Genomic DNA, 16,725 nt, shown 5'->3' with positions numbered 1-16,725 from the left:
TGTTCGATCAAGATCGTCGAAAGGTTATCACTTCGCGGAATCAGTTTTGCGAGGCATGATGCCGGAATCTTGGTGAAAGCGAGGGTGGGATGGACAAGGTCGAAGGGGCGGAACGTGCCATCGGGCACCCGCATTGGGGCGCGGTGCTGGCCATCGTGGGCGCGGGCGTCGTGGCGGCGTTGCAGGTGGGCAAGGTCATCATCGCCGCGCCGCTGCTGCGCAAAGATATGGGGCTGGACCTCGCGTCCATTGGCACGCTGACGGCGGTGTTTTCGATATTGGGCATGGTGGGCGGCATCGCGGCGGGCGGGGTGATCGCGCGCTTTGGCGCCCGGCGCATGCTGATCCTGGGCCTGGCGGCGACCGCGGCGGGCACGGCGGTGGGCGCGCTGGCGCCCGGCTATGGCGTGCTGCTTGGCTCCCGGGTGATCGAGGGACTGGGTTTCCTGATGATTACGGTGGCGGGGCCTGCCGCGCTGCAGCGCATCGTCACCGGCGGCAGCCGCGATTTCGCCTTTGCACTCTGGAGCTGCTACATGCCCGCCGGAATGGCAGTCGCGATGCTCGCCTCGCAGGCCTTCGACGACTGGCACGCCTATTGGTGGTGCGCGGGCATCGCTGCAGGCGTGGCGCTTGCCAGCATCGCCGTGCTGGCGCCGCCCACGCCTCGCGGCTCGCCCCTGTCGTGGCAGGGGCTACGACAGGACACGGTCGACACCATGGGCGCGGCCGGCCCGATGTTGCTGGCGCTGTCATTCACGCTCTACAGCCTGATGTTCTTCGCGCTGTTCACCTTCCTGCCGGTGCTGCTCATGGAGCAACTGGGGCTGACGCTGGCGGCGGCCGGGCTGTACAGCGCCATTGCCAGCGCCGCCAACGTGGTGGGCAATCTGGGGGCGGGCGTACTGCTTGCACGCGGCTGGCGGCGGTCCACGTTGATCGCCTGCGCCAGCGCAGTGATGGCGGGCGTGTCGCTGCTGATCTTCGGTTCCGCGCTGCCGGCCATGACCACCTTTCTGCTGTGCGTGCTGTTTTCGGCCGTGGGCGGGCTGATCCCTGCGACGCTGCTTGGCACCGCGCCGCAGGTGGCGCCACGTCCGGCGTTGACCGCGGCGTCAGTGGGGCTGGTCATGCAGGGCAGCAATCTGGGGCAGGTCATCGGACCAGTGGCGGTGGGCGGCGCGATCGACCGCTTTGGCTGGTCCTCCGCGTCGTTCATCGTGGCGGCGGCAGGACTGGCGGGTGTGGCCGTCGCCTGGCGCCTGAGGCGCGTCGGGGGCACCAATCTTTGACAAGGCTTGGCAGCGCGCGCCGTCGGTCACTCGGTGCCGGTCATGAGGCGGGCGCTTCGCTGTAACCGGGCTGGCCTATCATGGAGCGGCCGAACACGTTGGAGGTTACATGCACACGCCCGCCCCGCGCCTCGTCATTTTTGATTGCGATGGCGTCCTGATCGACAGCGAAATCATCGCCGCGCGCGCCCAATCCAGCGCCTTGGCCGAGCACGGCATCGCCATCACGCCCGAAGAGGCCGCGCTGCGCTTTGCCGGCATTCCGGATGCGGACATGTGGCGCACGTTGCAGGCCGAGCACGCCTGCGCGCTGCCCGAAGGCTTCGCGCGCCAGTATGCCGATCGGCTGGATCGCACGTTCCGCACCGAACTGCGCCCCTTGCCGCACGTGCACGAGACGCTGAATGTATTGAAGGAACGCGGGCTGGACCTGTGCGTCGCGTCCAGCAGCATGCCGGCCAAGCTGGAGGCCGCGCTCAAGATGGTGGGTTTATGGGAGACGTTTGCACCGCATGTGTTCAGCACGGCGCAGGTGGCCAAGGGCAAGCCGGCGCCGGACGTTTTTCTGTACGCAGCGCGGCAGATGCGGGCCGCGGTGCTGGATTGCGTCGTGGTCGAGGACAGCGTGCCGGGTGTGCGCGCTGCCCGTGCGGCGCGCATGAGGGCGGTGGGGTTTGTGGGCGCCTCACATAACGGACCGCAGCAGCGGCAGCGGTTGCTGGACGAGGGCGCCTTTGAAGTGATCGACGATCTGCGGCGGCTGCCGGAGATCATCTAAGAGGGGCTGCCGACCTAAGCCGCGGCGGGCATCTCGCCGTGCAGCAGGTAATCCATCAGTTCGCGCACGGAACGCATGGCATTGCCGAACGGCAGTTTGGACGCGCCGCGGAAGAAAAGACCGCGGCTGACTTCGCCGCGCATCGCGGCCGCGAGTTTCAGGTCGATGCAGAATTGGCCGAACTTGGCGATGCCGTCGCGCAGGCCGCATTGCGTCAGGCAGTCCATACGCTGGCTGCAGCGGCGCGGATCGGCACGGGTGTTGGCTTGCAGCGTGCCTTCCTGGCGAAGGTAGCGCGTCAGCCACGGCGTGGCGACCGCACGTGCCGGCAGGCCGGCCACGCTGGTGAATTCCGCCAGTTCGGCGGGGTCGGCGTCGATCAGGACGCGCTTGAAGTTTTCGTGGGCGTCGCCTTCGTGGGTGACGGCGAACGCGGTGCCGACCTGCACGCCATCGGCGCCGTTGCTGAGCCAGTGGCGGACCTGTTCGTGGCTGCCGACGCCGCCCGCGACGATCAGGCGGGGGGCGTCACGGCCCAGTTGCAGTTCAGTGAAAAGGGCGTGGCAATCGGCCAGCACCTTTTTGAAATCGAAGCGTTCGCTGTGCAGGTCGTCGATTCGTGCCGCGCCCAGGTGGCCGCCCGCGTAACCCGGGTGTTCGATGACGACGGCGTCGGCCAGACGGCCCTTTTTCATCCACTTCTTCAGCACGGCTGCAACGCCGCGCGCTTCGGAGAGAATGGGCACCAGCGCCACTTTGGGGAAGTCGGCCGTCATTTCAGGCAGGTCGAGCGGCAGGCCGGCGCCCATGACGATGGCCTCGGCGCCGCTTTCGCAGGCCTGGCGCACCAGCGCGGGATGGTCGCGCACCGCTTTCATGACGTTTACCGCCACCAGGCCGCGCCCTTGCGCCGTATCGAGCGCGGCGCGGACCTCCCGATGCAGGGCCTCGCGGTTGGCGGTGTCGATCGTGTCGCGGTCATTGCATTTTTCGGTTTTTTCCACGAGATCGGCGTGGTGATGGCGCAAATCGACGCTGGCAATGGTGCCCACGGCGTTCTGGCTGGCAACCGCGCCGGCCAGGCGATGGGCGGATACGCCAACGCCCATGCCGCCCTGCACGATGGGCAGCAACTCGCGTCCGGCGAGGGTGAGTGATTTGAACCACGTCATGATATGAGTCTTTCCTCTGGTCAAGAGAGCAGAGGCTAGAGCAACGTGGGGAGCGCCGCCTTGCGAAGGATCAAGTGGTGCGGCAATGGGCGGGGGCCAGACAGCTCCCGCCCATCCGTCACGTTTTTATCCCAGCAGCTTGATGATCGCCGGCACGGACAGCACGGCGGTGTAGTAGCCCATGAACTGCACGCCGGTATTGAAGCCGAACAGGCGCGACAGCAGGCCGCCGATGAGGCCCATGGTCAGGATGACGAGCAGGCCCAGGAATTGGCCTTCCCAGACGCTGATCACGATGATCAGGCCGACAAACGTGGCGATGATGGCCTCGTGGCTGACGCGGCGCGATACGAACAGCGCGGCGCGGCGCGCGAAGTTCATGGCGAAGGGATAGGACACCACTGCCGCCAGCAGCACCGCCAGCATGCCGTAACCCAGGAATTCCCAATGGTTCAGCAGGTTGTGCAGGTTGTGCGTCTGGCCGGTTGCCGAATCCACCGTGAAGCGCGGCGGCGCGTTAAAGAGCGGCGCGGCCGGTCCCGCCGCCACGGGGCTCAGGGGCAGGCCGAAGGCGATCAGCGGAATCAGGGCCTCGGCGATGTAGGTGGCCTCGGTCACGCCGTTGCGCGCGCTCAGCACCGTCGTCAGCCGGTGATAGGCGTGCTTGACGCGCGAGCCCACCAGTTCGCCCAGCACGACGGTCATGGCGACCGGGCTGAACACGAAGGTGGCGCTGGACACGGCTGCGGTGGCAAGCGTCCAGCGCGTCTGCACCCGGTCCATGACTTTCAGCGGGTTCGGAAAGTAGCCCGACCAGCCTTTTACGTCAGGCGCCAGCGAGAACGTGCGCACCTTGTCGCGCATCATCTTGCCGCGGCCTTGCGGCGACAGCACGGTGAACAGGTCGGCGATCAGCGGTCCGATGGCGATGCCCAGGAAGTAGCTGATGCTGAGCTTGACGCCGTACTTGGCCGTCAGGCTTTGCAGCGCGATGATCACCATGACGAACGGCACCAGCAGCGCCACCGCCGCCCAGCGTCCCGCGGAAAAATACGCGATCAGCAATGCGGCCGCCAGGAAGATCCACGGGGCGGACTTGGTGATGGCGGCGCCGAACGGCGCCAGCAGCACGGCGAACAGCACCGCCAGCGGCACCGCGACAAAGGCGGCGACGATGGCGCCGGACACCATCTTGCGCAGCGCAATGTGCGGCACGCCCAGCTTGCGCAGCATGTTCGCGTCCTGCAGCAGCGGCGTGGCCAGCGTGTCGCCCGGGATGCCCAGCAGCGCGGTCGGCACGGCGTGCGTCATGTGCTTGGCCACCGCGCCCGCCAGAAAGAACGTGAAGACGCCGGCGGGCGGCACGCCCAGCAGCACGACCAGCAGCGTCAGCGGCGCGAGCGTCGTGGTTTCATCGGTGCCGGACACCAGGCCGATGGCCGCAAACACGACCGCGCCCAACAGGCCCATGCCCGCGGCCACCATGATTTGTTCAAGCAGTTCGGGGCTCATGCCAAGGCCTCCTTGGCGGCGCCGCGCCGGGGGGCGGCAACATCGGCGGCAGCGGCAGAGACGGCGGGCGCCGCCGGCTGCGCGAACAGGTCGTACAGGTCCAGTTCCTTCAGCTCGCGCACCACGGCCTCGGGCAGGTCCGCCAGCGTGCCCAGGCCGCCGGGCTGTTCGGCCAGCTCGGCCAGCACTTCGGCGCGCCAGGCAGGATCGTGCGTGGCGCTGTGCTCGACGACCTCGCGTTTGGGCGGGAACAGTCGGGCGCAGATCACGCCAGCCAGCACGCAGCCGGCCAGCCCGGCCAGCATCGCGTATGCGTGCGCGAGCTCGGGTGACGCCACCACGCCGCGCAGCCAGCGGCTGGCGGCAAAGAAGCCGGCCACGCTGACCGAGATCCCAATGCCGATGGCCCAGGCCAGATGCCTGAGATCCACGGTGTCGCTCCAGACTTCAGCCAGGCGCGTGGACGGCGCCTGTGGGCTTTGTTTCATGTCTCTCTCCTGTGTTTATCGGACGGCGCGCGGGGTGACCGGCGCCGCCTCGGGTACTCGCCGTTCGGGTTATCGGGACGCGCGCAGTTCCTCCAGCAAGGCCAGCGCGCGGTCGGTGCGGACGTCTTTTTCCGCGGCCATGCGCTTGGCGACCTCGTCGATCTCCGCGCCCGTGGCGCCGGCCACCAGCGCGATGTTGCGGGCGTGCAGCGCCATGTGGCCGCGCTGGATGCCTTCGGTGGCCAGCGCCCGCAGCGCGCCCAGATTCTGCGCCAGGCCGACGGCCACGGCGACTTCGCCCAGCTCCTGCGCGGAGCGCACGTCCATGATCTTGAGCGCAAGCCGCGCCAGCGGATGGGTCTTGGTGGCGCCGCCGACCAGGCCCACGGGCATGGGCATCTCGATGCTGCCGACCAGTGCGCCCGACGTGTCCTTTTCCCAGTGGGTCAGCGACGTGTAGCGGCCCGACCGGGCGGCGTAGGCGTGCGCGCCGGCCTCGACCGCGCGCCAATCGTTGCCGGTGGCGACGATGACCGGGTCGATGCCGTTCATGATGCCCTTGTTGTGAGTCGCGGCGCGGTACGGGTCGATGGCGGCGAACGTGTACGCGTCCAGCACGCCTTCGATGATCTCGGCGCCGCTGCGCTCCCTGGTGTCCAGCGTCTGCGGCGTCAGGCGCACTCGGGCGCGGGCCAGCCGCAGGTCGGCCAGGTTGGATAGGATACGCAGGCGGACCGAGCCGCCGACAATTTCCTCGACCAGCGGGGCCACGGCCTCGGCCATGGTGTTGACGGTGTTGGCGCCCATGGCGTCGCGCACGTCGACGATCAGGTGCATCACGATCATCGGGCCGCGCGGCGTGTCCGGGAACACGTGGACCTCGATGTCCTGGCAGCCGCCGCCCAGTTCGATCAGCACCTTGTCGCGGCTGTTGGCCAGCGTCAGGATGCGTTCGCGTTCGCGCAGCAGGGCAAGGCGCGCGCCATGCGGGTCGGTCAGGCCCAGGACCTGCACCTGTGCGCGCATCAGCGGGCGGGTGCTGGACGTCTCGAAGCCGCCGCCTTCGCGCGCCAGCTTGGCCATGAAAGACGCGGCCGCTACCACGGACGGCTCTTCCACGGCCATCGGCACGAGCACGTCGCGGCCATTGACCTGGAAGTTGCCCGCCACGCCCAGCGGCAGCTCGAACGTCCCCAGGACGTTTTCGATCATGCCGTCGGCGCGGGCCAGGTTCAGCGCGCCGGGCTCGGCCAGCATTTGGCGCTCTTCATCGGTGAGCGAGGCGGCGTCGGCAATGAAGGCCAGGCGTTGGGCGGGGGTGAGGGCCCGGAAGTTGGGCAGGCGTGAATCGGCCACGATGGCGTGTCTCCGTATAAGAATCGAGTGGCCTGATTCTAGGTAAACTGTACCGCTATTCAGAGGTACAGTTTGGGCAAACAGTACCATCGCACTGCACCAATTTTGGCAACGACAAGACAGGGATCGCAACGTGGATGACGCCAATTCGCCGGGCAGGCCGCAGCGCGCGGCGCCCATCGCCGAGAGCCTGGCCAACCTGATCGGCCAGCAGATCGCCGACGGCGTCTACCGCGCGGGCGACAAGCTGCCGTCCTTGCGCGAGCTGGCGCAACTGCACCGCTACGCCAAGAACACAGTCGTGGTGGCGTTTGAAATGCTGGTGGCGCGCGGGCTGGTCGAACCGCGGCGTGGCTCGGGCTTTTACGTGCTGGACGTCGATCACGCGCGCCCGGCCGCGGACGAAGAGCCGGGGCAATTGAGCCGGGCGATGGACATCGTGTGGCTGATGCGCGAACAGCTCAAGACCCAACCGGATGCGGTCGCCGTGGGCGACGGCTTTCCGCCGGTGGAGTGGCTGGCGGACATGCGCATGGATCGCTATCACCAGAAGGTGGTGCGCACGGGGCTGGGCGCGCTGTTCCGCTACGGCAGCCGATTTGGCTATGCGCCGCTGCGCGAAAGCCTGGTCCGCAAGCTGGGCGACGTGGGCATCAACACCGCGCCGTCGCAACTGGTGCTGACGCATGGCGCCAACGAGGCAATGGATCTGGTGATCCGCTACTTCCTGCCGCCGGGGTCGACGGTGCTGGTGGACAATCCCGGCTACTACCCGCTCTTTGGCAAGCTGAAGCTGGCCGGCGTGCGAATGCTGGGCGTGCCGCGCCTGCCTGACGGGCCGGACGTCGTTGCACTGGAATCGTTGCTGCAGCGCGAAAAGCCGCGCCTCTTCTTTACGCAGTCGATCGCGCACAATCCCACCGGCTCGGACATGTCGCCGGCCAAGGCCTATAAGATCCTGCAACTGTCAGAGCGCTACAACCTGATGGTGGTCGAAAACGACCCCCTGGCGGACTTCAAGCCCACGTCGTCGGTCAGGCTGTCGGCGCTGGATCAGCTTGAGCGCACCATCTACATCGGTAGCTTCTCGAAGTCTTTCTCGGCGGCGTTGCGCGTGGGTTTCATCGCGTGCAACGCCGCGCTGGCAAGCGACCTGGCCGATCTGAAGGCGCTGGTGCACGTCAGCAGCTCTGAGTATTGCGAGCGCATGGTGGACGTGATGCTGCGCGAGGGCCATTACGAGCGGCATCTGGTGCGTCTGCGGCAGCGGCTGGAAGCTGCGACCGGCCAGGCGTTGCAGGTGCTGGATTCGCTGGGCGCGCAGGTGTTCACGCGGCCGACCAGTTCGTTGTATCTGTGGTCTGCGTTTCCCGGCGTGGCGGATTCGCTGACGCTGGCCGCGGCGCTGATGCCCGAGAAGGTCATCATGGCGCCGGGTCGCGTGTTCAGCGTGGATCCCACGGCGGTGTCGCCGTGGTCCCGCTGCAATGTGGGCGCCGTGGTGTCGCCGCGCTTCCACGCCACCCTGGCTGCGCATCTGGATCAGCGATAGGAGAATTCCTGAAAGGCCTGCCGCAGCTCGCCCTGCGCCTGGTTGCTGAGCGCTCGCGCGACGGGTGCGCCGGGCGCGGCGCGCGCGGCCTGCACCGCAAATTGGCGCACGCCGCGGCGGGCCAGTTCCCGCGCCAGCGCCATCAGCCGCGATTCGTCCAGCCAGTCGGGATGCCACGTGATGCGGCATTCGAAATCCAGTCCTGCAGACAGCAACTGCGTCAGGCACGCCAGCGCCGGTCGCTGGGAATCGCGCCGGCCCGTGATGTCGTCGTAAGCCTTGGCGTCCGCCTTGATGTCCATGCCCACCCAGTCCAGATGACGCAGCACGTCGGCCAGCCGTAGCGGGTAGATGCCCGCGGTGTGCAGGCCCACGCGGTAGCCCATGCGTTTGACGTCGCGGATCATGGCGGGCAGGCGCGGCTCGCTCAGCGGCTCGCCGCCTGAGAACACAACGGCGTCCAGGAGGCCCTTGCGGGTTTCGAGGAAGGCGCGGACCTCGCGCCAGTCATAGCGGGCGGCGCGCGTCTGGAGTTCGACGTTGTGGCAATAGTGACAGCGCCACGGGCAGCCCGAAATGAAGACGACCGCGGCCAGTTGGCCGGGCCAGTCGACGGTGGAAAAAGGCACCAGCCCGCCCACGGCGGGCGAGTGCCGGGGCAGGGGCTGGATAACCGGCTGCGGCGGTGCGGCATAGGCCGGCCGATCCGCCAGCAGGCGAATGGCCTGGGCGGCGGGCCGGCCGGCGCCGCCGGCCTGCGAGTTGCCCTGGGGCGATCCGCCTTCAGGCACTGCGTTCGACGAAGAAGCGGCGCTCATTGAATTCGCCCTGTTTGCCGGTGTTGAAGGAAGAAACCGGGCGGTGGTAGCCCATCACCCGGGTCCAGACTTCGCAGCGCACGCGCTGGCTGTCGTCCAGTTGGACAGCCGGAGCGGACGCAGCGACGGGAGCGGTCAAGGTTTGCATAGGTTTTCCTCGGAAAGTGATGCCGGACGCTTGCCCGGCGGGTAAAGGACGGCGCGCGCCGGTAGCTTGCGCACCGTCCCGGATTCCGGCAACGCTAGGCCGGGGTGCAGCAAGACGATTGCTTGGCCAGCAGTTCCGCGTCGCACTTGGGGCAGAACTCGTGGTGCCCGGCCAGGTAGCCGTGATTCGGGCAGATGGAGAAAGTGGGCGTGACCGTGATGTACGGCAGGCGGAAATTGGTGAGCGCGCGGCGAACGAGCTGCTTGCAGGCCTCGGCGGTGGACACGGCCTCGTTCATGTACAGGTGCAGCACGGTGCCGCCCGTGTACTTGCTTTGCAGCGTTTCCTGCAATTGCAGCGCGTGGAAGGGATCGTCTGTGTAGCCCACCGGCAACTGGCTGGAGTTTGTGTAGTACGGCTGGGCGTCCGTGCCCGCTTGCAGGATGCCGGGGTAGCGCTTGCGGTCTTCGCGGGCGAACCGGTACGTGGTGCCCTCGGCCGGCGTGGCTTCAAGGTTGTAGAGGTGGCCGGTTTCTTCCTGGAATTCGGTCATGCGCTGGCGCACGCGGTCCAGAAGGCGCACCGCAAAGGCGTGGCCGGCGGGCGTGGTCACGTCTTCGGCATCGTCCGTGAAGTTGCGGATCATCTCGTTGATGCCGTTCACGCCCAGCGTGCTGAAGTGATTGCGCAGCGTGCCCAGGTAGCGGCGGGTGTAGGGGTAGAGGCCCTGGTCGATGTAGCGCTGCACTACCTTGCGCTTGGTTTCCAGCACGTCGCGGCCCAGCGCCAGCAGGTGGTCCAGGCGCGCCATCAGCCGCGCTTCGTCGCCGCGGCAGGTATGGCCCAGACGGGCGCAGTTCACAGTCACCACGCCGACCGAACCGGTCTGCTCGGCCGAACCGAACAGGCCGTTGCCGCGCTTGAGGAGTTCGCGCAGGTCGAGCTGCAGGCGGCAGCACATGGAGCGCACCATGTGCGGCTCCAGGTCGGAGTTCAGGAAGTTCTGGAAGTACGGCAATCCGTAGCGCGCCGTCATTTCAAAGAGGCGCTCGGTATTGGGATGGTCCCAGTCGAAATCGGGCGTGATGTTGTAGGTGGGAATGGGGAACGTGAACACGCGGCCCTTCGCGTCGCCGGCCATCATGACCTCGATGTACGCGCGGTTGATCATGTCCATCTCGGCCTGCAGGTCGCCGTAGGAAAACGGCATTTCCTCGCCGCCCACGTAAGGGATCTGGTCCTTCAGGTCGGCCGGGCAGGTCCAGTCGAACGTGAGGTTGGTGAAGGGCGTTTGTGTGCCCCAGCGGCTGGGCACGTTCAGGTTGAAGATGAGTTCCTGGATGGATTGCTTGACGTCCGCATAGGTCATCGCGTCGCGGCGGATGAAGGGCGCCATGTAGGTGTCGAACGAGCTGAACGCCTGCGCGCCGGCCCATTCGTTCTGCAGCGTGCCCAGGAAGTTGACGATCTGGCCGATGGCGGCCGACATGTGTTTGGGCGGCGTGGATTCGACCTTGCCGGGAATGCCGTTGAAGCCTTCGGTCAGCAACTGGCGCAGCGACCAGCCGGCGCAGTAGCCGCTGAGCATGTCCAGGTCGTGGATGTGGATGTCGCCTTCGCGGTGGGCATGGCCGGCTTCCGGCGTGAAGACGTTGGACAGCCAATAGTTGGCAGTGACCTTGCCGGCGACGTTCAGGATGAGGCCGCCCAGACTGTAGCCCTGATTGGCGTTGGCGTTGACGCGCCAATCGCGCTGTTCCAGATACTCTTCCATGGCGCTTTCGACGTCGACCAGCGTATGGCGCAGCGAACGCAGGCGGGCGTGCTGCTCGCGGTGGACGATGTAGGCGCGCGCCGTGCGCCAGTGGCCTGCCTGGACCAGCACGTCTTCGACGCGGTTCTGGATGGTTTCGACGCCGGGGCAGACGTTGCCGTCCAGCTTTGCGATGACGGTGCCGGTCAGCGCGCGTGCGCCTTGCAGGTCCAACTCCCCGGTGCTTTGGCCCGCCGCCGCCATGGCTTGCGCGATCTTCTCGCTATCGAATGCAACGACGCGGCCGTCGCGCTTGAGGATGTGTTGGATTTCCATTGTTGGCACCATATGTAGTGGAGTGCGACTACTCTATCACCACATATGGTGCTGGAACCGCTGGATGTGGATGCCGGTTGACCCGCATCAAATGGCCGAAAACCGTCGTGAATTTGCGCAATGCGGCGATCGGTCGCACCCGGCGCCTGCGGCCGGCCCGGCCGGATCAGAAGCCGATGCTCACGCCCAGCAGGGAAATCGCCACCGCGACCGCGGCCGTGCCGGCGGCCGGCCGCGGGGCCCATGACAGCAGGCCGAACCACAGCAGCGCGCCTGCGGACAGCCAGCCCAGCCAGACCACCATCCCCAGCACGTCGCCCCACAGGCCCACGCAGGGAAGGATGGCCAGCCCCATCAACAGGACCCCGGCGCCGCGCAGGACGCGCGTGTGGCCGGCGTGCGGATTGCGCGTCCAGACCTGGTGATAGTGACGGGGGGTGGCGAGCGCCAGGCAAGCCATGCCGGCGTAGGTCAGCAGCAAGGCCATCGCGATGGCGCAGAGGTCGTTCATGGTCATGCGGCTGCTTTGTTGCGCGGGTCGCTGTGCCTGCCGGGTGGCGCGACGCCCTTGCGCTGTTGTGGGTAATGCCCCCGATTCTACGGGAATCGGCGCGGCGTCCGGCTTTGGAGCGCTTTGTATTTTCTGCACAGCTTCCGGGCCGCCACTGCTCTCAAGGCGGCAATCGCCTGTGCGGTTCGGCGGACGCAGCCTCGGGAACGCGAATTGCTGTGTTCGCGCCTCCATCGGAAGCGATCGCCCGCCGTGCGCATCGTTGATGACCTACGACAAGGAGCCCAACCATGAAACGCAAAGCCGGAAACGCCCGCCAGATCAAGGAGCTGCTGTACCAGGCGCTGGAAACTGAGATCGGCGGCCTTGCCATTTACGAGACTGCGGTCAGCTGTGCCATCAATGAAGACCTGAAGAAAGAATGGCTGGGCTATCTGGAAGAAACCCGCACCCATCGCCGTGTGTTGCTGACGGTGTTCGAACAACTGAAGCTGGACCCGCAGGCCAAGTCGCCGGGCCGCGACGTAGTGCGTCACCTGGGCGAATCGCTGGTTCGGGCGATGAAGATGGCCATCAACGCCGGCGACCCGGCCGCGGCTCAGCTGGTGGCGACCGAATGCGTGGTGCTGGCAGAGACCAAGGACCACGCCAACTGGTCGCTGATCGGGCTGATTGCCGAGCAGCAATCGGGCGAAGAAGCCAAGATCCTGAAGCAGGCCTATGACGCCGTGGCTACCGATGAGGACCATCACCTGTATCACACGCAAGGCTGGTCGCGCGAGTTGTGGATCGAGTCGCTGGGCTTCCCGGCCGTGCTGCCGCCGCCCGAAGAGGTAAAGAAGGTGGAAACCGCCATTGGTGCGTCCCGTGCCGAGCAGGCGCGCGAAACGATGCTGACCCATTAAGGAGAAAAAATCATGGCAAGCAAGAAGCCAGCAAAGGGCGGCGCGCTCGACACCGCCTACATGAATACCGACAGCGGTCCGGCCACCGGTCCCGCCGGCAAGCCGACCCACCCCGCGCTCCAGCGCGCGGCTGCCGTGGGCGCCACCACAGGCGCCATCCCCCATAACGCCAACAAGGAAGCGGAGTACGGCGAGCAGGCCGCGCGCTGTCCCTACGCTGGCGCACACGTGGGCACGGTGGACCCCGCCGTGGGCGCAAGCTCGCTGTCCGAGAAGGAAGTCTCGGACAAGACGGGCGACGCCGCCACGCCGGGCGTGAACCAGAACGACGGTACGTTGCCCCGTGTGCGCGCGGATGGCGGCGGCCAAGCCCTGACCACCAACCAGGGCGTGCGCATCAGCGACAACCAGCACTCGCTGAAAGCAGGGCTGCGCGGGCCGGCACTGCTGAAGGACTTCATCCTGCGTGAAAAGATCACGCATTTCGACCACGAGCGCATCCCCGAGCGCATCGTGCACGCGCGCGGCTCGGCTGCCCACGGCTACTTTGAGTGCTACAAGCCTCTGACGGACCTGACCGCTGCGTCGCTGTTTGCCGAGGCCGGCAAGCGGACCCCGGTCTTCGTGCGCTTTTCGACCGTGGCTGGCGAGCGCGGGTCCAAGGATACGGCGCGCGACGTGCGCGGCTTTGCCGTGAAGTTCTACACGGACGAGGGCAACTGGGACCTGGTCGGCAACAATATGCCGGTGTTCTTCATCCAGGACGCAATGAAGTTCCCGGACCTGGTTCACGCGGTCAAGCCCGAACCGCATCATGGCATGCCGCAGGCGGCTTCCGCGCACGACACCTTCTGGGATTTCGTGTCCCTCATGCCCGAATCGACGCACATGCTGATGTGGGCGATGTCGGACCGCGCCATTCCGCGCAGCTACCGGATGATGCAGGGCTTTGGCGTGCACACGTTCCGCTTCGTCAACGCGCAGGGCGAATCGCGGCTGGTGAAATTCCACTGGAACCCGATCCTGGGCACGCACTCGCAGGTGTGGAACGAGGCGGTCAAGGTGTCGGGCGCGGATCCGGACTATCACCGGCGCGATCTGTGGGAAGCGATCGACGCGGGCCATGGCCCCGAATGGGAACTGGGTGTGCAGGTCTTCACCGAGGATCAGGCAGAAGGGTTCAGCTTCGACGTGCTGGACGCCACCAAGATCGTGCCCGAGGAACTGGTGCCGGTCGTGCCGATTGGCCGCATGGTGCTGGACCGCAACCCCGACAACTTCTTTGCCGAGACCGAGCAGGTGGCGTTCTGCGCCGCGCACGTGGTGCCCGGCGTGGACTTCACGAATGACCCTCTGCTGGCTGGCCGCATCCATTCCTACGTCGACACGCAGATCTCGCGTTTGGGCGGCCCGAACTTCCACGAGATTCCCATCAACGCGCCGCTGGCGCCGGTGCACAACAACCAGCGCGACGGCATGCACCGCCAGGCCATCCATCGCGGCCGGGTGGCCTATGAGCCCAATTCGCTGGCCGGCGGCTGCCCGTTCCAGGCGGGCATGGACGGCTTCGTGTCGTTCCCGGAACCGGTGACGAGCGATGAATTGCGCGGGCATCCCGAAAAGTTTGCCGAGCACTACAACCAGGCCACGCTGTTCTACGACAGCCAGACCGCCTGGGAGCGCAAGCACATCGTCGATGCCTTCGCGTTCGAGCTCAGCAAGGTGACCGTGCCGCAGATCCGCCAGCGCATGGTGGCGTCCCTGCGCAACGTGTCCGACGAGTTGGCCCAAGGGGTGGCCGATCAGCTCGGCATGGCGCTGCCGGACCCGTTGCCGCGCGCCATAAAGAATCCGCCCAAGCCCGAGGTGCAGGTGTCGCCATCGTTGTCCCTGACCGCGCGGCCGGGCGACGGCAGCATAGCTACGCGCAAGGTCGCCATCCTGGCGGCTGAAGGCGTGGATGGCAAAACCGTATCCGCGGTGGCCGACGCGCTGATTCAGGCGGGCGCCGTCGTGCGGCTGGTGGGTCAGCGCATCGGTCCCGTCCAGACCGTCGACGGCGGCGCGTTCGATGCGGATGCGTCGCTGGACAACCATCCGTCCGGCGTGTTCGACGGGGCCGTGGTGGCGGGCGGCGCGGATGCCGCGGCGCTCCTGGCTGCCGACGGTCGGGCGCTTGAGTTCCTGCGGGATGCCTACCGGCACGGCAAGACGCTGATGGGTATCGGCGACGGCGTGCAGGTCTACGTGGCCGCAGGCATCGATCCCGATCCGAACGATGGCGGTCTGCTGCTGGGCGGGGAAGATCCGCAGGCGTTCATCGCGGCGCTGGGCAAACACCGCCATCCGGAGCGGGAGACCACGCCACCGAAGGTATGAGGACGCGCCCGCACGGGTAAGAACGGATCATTGACACGTGCGGGGCGGCTGCGAATACTGAGCCGGCAGGTCGGACGCGCGCAATCGGCGTGCGTCCTTCTTAACCGGGGAGGCCGTATGAATCGCGCGTCCGTGTTGCCTGTGAAGTTCCTTGGCTGGCTCTGCGCCAGCCTTTTGACTTTTTCCGCCCTGGTCAGCGTCTCACCGTCCGCGCGGGCCGCGTCGGCGGCGGAGATCGGCGCCGACGCGATGGCGGCGCTGGAGCAGCTTTACTCCCAGGATCCGCGCATGCGTGAACTGGGCAAGCAGGCTGTCGCGGTGCTGGTGTTTCCCGACATCATCAAGGGCGGCTTCCTGGTCGGCGGCGAGCGCGGCTCGGGCGCATTGATCCGCCGCGGCCAGGTCGAAGGGTTTTATTCGATATCTGCACTGTCTTTCGGGTTCCAGGCCGGCGCCCAGCAGTTTTCGTACGCGCTGTTCTTCATGAATGAGCCGGCACTGGCGTACCTGGATCAGAGCGACGGGTGGAGTCTGGGGGCGGGGCCCAGCCTGGTCGTGGTGGATCAGGGCTACGCCGCCAGCATCTCGACCACCACCTTGACGCAAGACGTGTACGCGGTGCCGTTTGGCGAGCAGGGCCTGATGGCGGGGATGGGTCTGCAAGGATCGAAGATCAGCCGCATGGATCCGAACTGAGTCATTTGCAGAAATGGGGGCGGGACCCCGGTTGGCGTCCCGCCGGCCGTCATTCCAGCGTTATGCCGGCACGCTGGGCGATGGCGCTGAAAGTGGCGATTTCTATCGCAATCTGCTCGCGGAAAGCCTGCCCTGGCAGGAAGACCGGATTCAGTGACAGTTCCGATACGCGCTTGCGCACCTGAGTGTCCTGCATGATTTCCGCCATTACCCGGTTCAAGGTGTGCATGACCGGAGTCGGCGTGTTCGCCGGCGCGACCAATCCGTACCAGCCCACGAACGATACCTCCGGCATGCCCGCTTCGGCGAAGGTCGGCACGTCCGGCAATTGCGGCATGCGTTGCTCGCCGGTGACGGCCAGTGCGCGGATCTTGCCGGCGCGCACGTGGGCGGCGGACGCCGACACCGTATCGACGGCCAGCGCGATCTCGCCGCCGATCAGCGCGGTCATCAGTTGCGCGCTTCCCTTGTACGGCACTGGCGTCATCTTGGCGCCAGCAGCCTGCGCGAACATCTCGCCGGTGAGGTGGGGGGCGGACCCGGAGCCGAACGTGCCGTACATCAGTCCGCCCTTGGCGCTTTCCTGTCGCGCGAGCTCGGCCGCCTGTTGTGGCGTCGCCGCGGGCAGCGCGTTTTGCGCCAGCAGCACGACGGGCGCCATGGCGACGATGCCGATGTGCTCGAAGCTGCGCACGGGATCGTAGGGCAGCGAGGGTTTGAGTGCGGGCAGGACGCTGTACGTGGTGCTGCCCGACAGCATGAGCGTGTAGCCGTCGGGCGCTGCGCGGGCGACGGCCTCGGCGCCGATAAGCGTGGAGGCGCCGGGGCGGTTCTCGACGATGACGGGCTGACCCAGCTTGCCCGTCAACTTGGTGGCGAGCAGGCGCGCCACCGCGTCGGTGGCGCCGCCCGGCGTGAACGGGACGACGATCTTGATGGCCTGGTCCGGATACGCGGCGTGGGCATTCGCGGCGGCAAGTGTCAACGCCAACAGGGCGGTGCGAAGTCTGGCGGTCATGATGGGGCTCG

15 protein-coding genes are annotated in these 16,725 nt (G+C 66.9%); 6 read left to right on the top strand and 9 right to left on the bottom strand.

Going from position 1 to position 16,725, the window contains the following annotated elements:
• The first annotated feature begins 89 nt into the window (after positions 1-89).
• Both AB3147_RS15400 and AB3147_RS15395 read left to right on the top strand, forming a co-directional pair.
• On the top strand, positions 90-1,292 hold the full coding sequence (locus AB3147_RS15400; RefSeq protein WP_367352332.1) for an MFS transporter: 1,203 nt from the start codon (positions 90-92) through the stop codon (positions 1,290-1,292).
• Positions 1,293-1,401: 109 nt separating this feature from the next.
• A complete protein-coding gene (locus tag AB3147_RS15395) occupies positions 1,402-2,070 on the top strand; it encodes an HAD family hydrolase (RefSeq protein ID WP_218344116.1) in 669 nt (222 codons plus the stop codon).
• Between the two features lie 14 nt (positions 2,071-2,084).
• Here the strand turns inward: AB3147_RS15395 and AB3147_RS15390 are convergent, their stop codons facing one another.
• From AB3147_RS15390 to AB3147_RS15375, 4 genes are all read right to left on the bottom strand, one after another.
• Positions 2,085-3,242 (bottom strand): NAD(P)H-dependent flavin oxidoreductase, encoded by a 1,158-nt coding sequence (locus tag AB3147_RS15390; RefSeq protein ID WP_218344115.1) that lies wholly within the window; start codon positions 3,240-3,242, stop codon positions 2,085-2,087.
• A 126-nt stretch (positions 3,243-3,368) separates the two neighbouring features.
• Positions 3,369-4,754 carry a tripartite tricarboxylate transporter permease gene (locus AB3147_RS15385; protein WP_175121273.1) on the bottom strand — a complete coding sequence of 462 codons (1,386 nt, stop codon included), beginning with the start codon at positions 4,752-4,754 and terminating at the stop codon, positions 3,369-3,371.
• Positions 4,751-5,242, bottom strand: a complete 492-nt coding sequence (locus AB3147_RS15380) for a hypothetical protein (protein WP_175121274.1) — start codon at positions 5,240-5,242, stop codon at positions 4,751-4,753. The genes AB3147_RS15385 and AB3147_RS15380 overlap by 4 nt, the downstream gene beginning before the upstream one ends.
• Before the next feature lie 69 nt (positions 5,243-5,311).
• The gene (locus AB3147_RS15375) at positions 5,312-6,601 is read right to left on the bottom strand and encodes a hydroxymethylglutaryl-CoA reductase, degradative (protein WP_218344306.1); all 1,290 of its coding nucleotides are present in this window, start codon (positions 6,599-6,601) and stop codon (positions 5,312-5,314) included.
• A gap of 130 nt (positions 6,602-6,731) precedes the next feature.
• On the opposite strand from AB3147_RS15375, the gene AB3147_RS15370 reads away from it, so the two are divergent.
• Complete coding sequence (locus AB3147_RS15370; protein ID WP_175136303.1) at positions 6,732-8,150, top strand: aminotransferase-like domain-containing protein; 1,419 nt, start codon at positions 6,732-6,734, stop codon at positions 8,148-8,150.
• On the opposite strand, the gene AB3147_RS15365 is transcribed toward AB3147_RS15370, so the two are convergent.
• The 4 genes from AB3147_RS15365 to AB3147_RS15350 form a co-directional block, all read right to left on the bottom strand.
• Positions 8,141-8,968, bottom strand: a complete 828-nt coding sequence (locus AB3147_RS15365) for an anaerobic ribonucleoside-triphosphate reductase activating protein (protein ID WP_367352331.1) — start codon at positions 8,966-8,968, stop codon at positions 8,141-8,143. The two genes, AB3147_RS15370 and AB3147_RS15365, sit on opposite strands and share 10 nt — an antisense overlap.
• Positions 8,934-9,116: an anaerobic ribonucleoside-triphosphate reductase gene (gene nrdD / locus AB3147_RS15360; protein WP_175121277.1), complete on the bottom strand. Its 183-nt coding sequence runs from the start codon at positions 9,114-9,116 to the stop codon at positions 8,934-8,936. Before nrdD ends, AB3147_RS15365 begins: the two co-directional genes overlap by 35 nt.
• A 94-nt stretch (positions 9,117-9,210) precedes the next feature.
• Entirely contained in the window at positions 9,211-11,205 is a 1,995-nt protein-coding gene (locus AB3147_RS15355) for a ribonucleoside triphosphate reductase (protein ID WP_367352330.1), read from the bottom strand.
• 166 nt (positions 11,206-11,371) lie between these two features.
• Entirely contained in the window at positions 11,372-11,722 is a 351-nt protein-coding gene (locus AB3147_RS15350) for a DUF3325 domain-containing protein (RefSeq protein ID WP_175121279.1), read from the bottom strand.
• Positions 11,723-12,006: 284 nt separating this feature from the next.
• Between AB3147_RS15350 and AB3147_RS15345 the strand changes: the two genes are divergently transcribed.
• The 3 genes from AB3147_RS15345 (at position 12,007) to AB3147_RS15335 (ending at position 15,696) form a co-directional block, all read left to right on the top strand.
• Entirely contained in the window at positions 12,007-12,621 is a 615-nt protein-coding gene (locus AB3147_RS15345; RefSeq protein WP_175136306.1) for a hypothetical protein, read from the top strand.
• Between the two features lie 12 nt (positions 12,622-12,633).
• Positions 12,634-15,000: a catalase gene (locus AB3147_RS15340; RefSeq protein ID WP_367352329.1), complete on the top strand. Its 2,367-nt coding sequence runs from the start codon at positions 12,634-12,636 to the stop codon at positions 14,998-15,000.
• Between the two features lie 117 nt (positions 15,001-15,117).
• Positions 15,118-15,696 carry a lipid-binding SYLF domain-containing protein gene (locus AB3147_RS15335; protein ID WP_175121282.1) on the top strand — a complete coding sequence of 193 codons (579 nt, stop codon included), beginning with the start codon at positions 15,118-15,120 and terminating at the stop codon, positions 15,694-15,696.
• A gap of 49 nt (positions 15,697-15,745) precedes the next feature.
• On the opposite strand, the gene AB3147_RS15330 is transcribed toward AB3147_RS15335, so the two are convergent.
• A complete protein-coding gene (locus AB3147_RS15330; RefSeq protein WP_175121283.1) occupies positions 15,746-16,714 on the bottom strand; it encodes a Bug family tripartite tricarboxylate transporter substrate binding protein in 969 nt (322 codons plus the stop codon).
• Positions 16,715-16,725: the final 11 nt, after the last annotated feature.

This window comes from Achromobacter animicus (genome assembly GCF_040775605.1).
GTDB lineage: Bacteria > Pseudomonadota > Gammaproteobacteria > Burkholderiales > Burkholderiaceae_B > Achromobacter > Achromobacter animicus.
The sequence above is the reverse complement of the archived record's forward strand: the minus strand, read 5'-3'. Positions and strand labels throughout refer to the sequence as shown.